The following is a 3,262-nucleotide window of genomic DNA, read 5'->3' as shown; positions in this document are numbered from 1 at the left end:
TGGGCAGGGCTTCCAGGTCTGGCCGCCCGGCGCGTAGCAACGTGGACCGGTGTAGCCGGGATACGGATCCTGGACTCCCTGCTCTGGCGCTGGAGCAGGAGCAGGGGCTGGAGCCGGGGCCGGGGCAGGCGGCGGAACCGGCGGCACGTAGGGAATGTGAACGTCGGCCGGAGGTTGCGGTGGAACGAGCGGCACGAAGGGGCCATATTCGGGACCTTCATAAGGTGCAGGAGCCGGTGGAAGATTCCGGAGCCGTTCGGCTTCCGCTTCCGCGGCTTTCTGTGCTGCTGCTGCGGCCTTCCGTTCCTTTTCAGCCTTGGCCTCGGCTGCCTTGCGTTCCTGTTCGGCCTTCTTCGCTGCCGCTGCTTCCGCCTCGGCCTGTTCCAGCCGTTCGACCTCGGCCTCGACGATTACGAGCCGGTCTTTCCCAGTGGAGATGGTTGCGATCAAGGCACCACTCAAAGCGGCTGCCTGGTCTCCGGTGATGGCGGCCCAGTGCGCGCTGGCCTTCCCCGCATTGAAGGCGGCGTCCAACGATTCGGCGGCAGCCAGTGCGGCAGCCAGCGCAGTCGCAGCTGCGGCGGCGGAACCTGAGGTCACGCCCACAGACGCCTCAATCGCTTCGGTCAGATCCTGAACGGCCTGCTCAACTGCAGCCGGAACCGTGCATTCCTCGCCGGCGTCGTAGAAACCGCGCTGCTGAGTCTGGGCTTCGGCTTGCGCATCCTTGACCGCACCGTAGTACTTGTCGTTTGGCTCGAAGAGGACTGCAACGCCCAGCCCCTGCCGGGCGATCTCGGCGTTGACGAGCGTTTCGTCCTCTGTGAAGACGGCAGCCAGGGTCCTGCCGTACTGGTCCACGCGTTCGACGTCGAAATCCAGTCCCACTGTGGTGCCGGGAGGGAGAGTCTCCTCCAGATAGCTGGTTGCTTCAAGGCCGAGGCATTCGACCGGCTTGTCCGGATGCTTGGTTTCGGGCGTATCCACGTTAAGGAGCCGAACGGTTTGTTCCTCTGAATCAACATTGACCACAATCGTGTCGCCGTCGACGACGCGCACGACGCTGCCGGCTACGGCTCCTGGTGCGTCGGCGCAGCCGGAAAGCGCGACCGCCAGCACTGCGACGATACTGATCGCCCAGGCTTTGGCGGACCGGCCGCCGGGCAGGAGGATGGAAGGATTTTTCACTGTTGCCCCCAACAATGGATATTTAGTTACGAGTGATGAAGCTATTCTAGCGGTCGGTTTTGCGGGATTGCGCCGTCAGTATGTTACGGATGTGACAACTTTTCCCAGCACGGCCTCCGGTCCCAACGATTCGACGTCGCCGATGACCTTCCCGTCGACAAGCACCGCGCCCGCCGTGGTGGACAGAGCGGCCCGGCGCATCGACCGCATGCGCCCATAGTGGCGGCGTGCCGCGCGGTAGGACGTTGGCAGGAGGTACAACGAGTTGTTCGATGAGACTATTTGAACGTCGACGCCGGGAAGCTGCTCCCGGAGCAGGCGGTAGGTCTGCGCGAAAACATCTCCGGTCCGGTGGTCGGCATGGGTGGTGTTGTCGAGTCCTATGCTTTCCGGACCAGCACTGCAGCAGCCTCCGCCCGCGGCGGCATCGCGCCACGGACGGACGAGGACAACCTGGATCATGACTACCGCCTGTCGGGGTCGTCGCCCCTGGCCTCAGGAGCGTTGGCCTTCGTGACGGCGTCGCTGTCCTTGCTGACGCCGACGCCGGCCGGACCTGCCTCGGGTCCGGCGGCATTGGGGCCCGGATCGCCGCGGCGTGCACTGCGGAGGGCCAGCGCCGCTTCAACAATGAGCCACATCGCCAGGCCGAAGATGATCAGGTCGAGCGGTGCCAGTATCCACTGTCCGGCGGCGACGAAGTTCATCAGGTTTGCGATCAGCGCCCAAGAGGTCATGACCAGCAGGAAGATCAACGGAATGATGACCGGCCAGCTGCGGCGTCCGCTGCGGGTGACCCAGACCGCGATCACAGAGAGGGCGAGGCCGGCAGTGAGCTGGTTTGTGGTGCCGAACAGCTGCCAGAGGACGCCGAAGGTGTAGCCGTCCTCGCCGCCGCCCGGAAGCAGCGCCATCGCCATCGGAACCGCGACGGCCACAAGACTTGCCAGCGTCAGGTTGCGGGACAGTTTCTTCCAGCCGGCCAGTTCGGCGATTTCCTGCACTACATAGCGCTGGAGACGGACGCCGGTATCCATGGTGGTTGCGGCGAAGGCAATGACAACCACAGCGGCGAACACGGTACCCAGCTGGAGGGGGATGCCGAGGTTGTTGGCGAAGGCGGCGATTCCACTGACGAAGTTTCCGACACCACCGCCGGAAGCGGTGGCAAAGTCGGCGTACAGTGCATCCCAGTCAGCGCGGGTTGAGGCCGCGCCGGCGGTGGCCGCCAGCAGGGCTCCGACGGCGAGACTTCCCTCGCCGAGAGCGCCGCCGTAGCCGACGTGTTTGGCATCCGTATCTTTGTTGAGCTGTTTCGCCGTCGTTCCTGAGGAAACAAGGGAATGGAAACCGGAAATGGCGCCGCAAGCGATTGTGATGAACAGGAATGGGAAGATCGACGGCGAACCTTCCGGAACGTCGTTGAAGGCCGGGGCGACGATGGTTTCCCAGCCGACCAGCACGCCCGCGGCAATGATGGCCAGTGCCACGAAGAGCTGGTGCGAGTTGATGTAGTCGCGCGGCTGCAGCAGCATCCAGACCGGAATCCTGGAGGCGATGAAGGTGTAGGCGAACATGATGATCACCCACAGGTTCCGCGGCTCCATGCCGATCGCTTCTGCCCACGGGCTGATGTCCACGGGGACCATCTGTCCCACCCAGATCAGGAAATACAGAATGACCAGGCCGATCAGGGACGGAACCAGGGCCGCGGATTTGGTGCGGTAGATGTACTGGCCGATGAAGATCGCGACCGGGATCTGCAGGAAGATCGGGATGACCGCGCCGGGATTGGCCACGAACAGGTTTCCAATCACCACCGCGAACACGGCATTGACCAGGGTCAGGAGGAAGAAAATGATGATCAGGAACAGCGTGCGGGCACGGCGGTTGATGATGTCCTGGGCGATCGTGCCGATATTGCGGGCCTTGTGGCGGACTGAAACCACCAAAGAACCCATGTCGTGCGTGCCGGCGGCGAAGATAGTGCCCAGGACGATCCAGGCCAGGGCCGGCCCCCAGCCCCAGAACACCGCAATGGCGGGACCGACGATCGGCGCGGCGACCGCCACGG

3 protein-coding genes are annotated in these 3,262 nt (G+C 64.1%); all 3 read right to left on the bottom strand.

What is annotated here, in order from left to right:
* A partial coding sequence (locus tag Y707_RS31710; RefSeq protein WP_051442173.1) for a thermonuclease family protein occupies positions 1–1,188 on the bottom strand: 1,188 nt, incomplete at its 3' end.
* A 75-nt stretch (positions 1,189–1,263) separates the two neighbouring features.
* Positions 1,264–1,650, bottom strand: coding sequence for a hypothetical protein (locus Y707_RS0118110; RefSeq protein ID WP_026536119.1), 387 nt, complete (start codon positions 1,648–1,650; stop codon positions 1,264–1,266).
* Between the two features lie 2 nt (positions 1,651–1,652).
* The coding region (locus Y707_RS27350) for a carbon starvation CstA family protein (RefSeq protein WP_035782514.1) at positions 1,653–3,262 on the bottom strand (1,610 nt) is incomplete at its 5' end.

The organism is Arthrobacter sp. H14, assembly GCF_000520495.1.
Lineage (GTDB): Bacteria > Actinomycetota > Actinomycetes > Actinomycetales > Micrococcaceae > Arthrobacter_C.
Note: the sequence above shows the minus strand (reverse complement) of the source record. Positions and strands in the feature narration are given on the sequence as shown.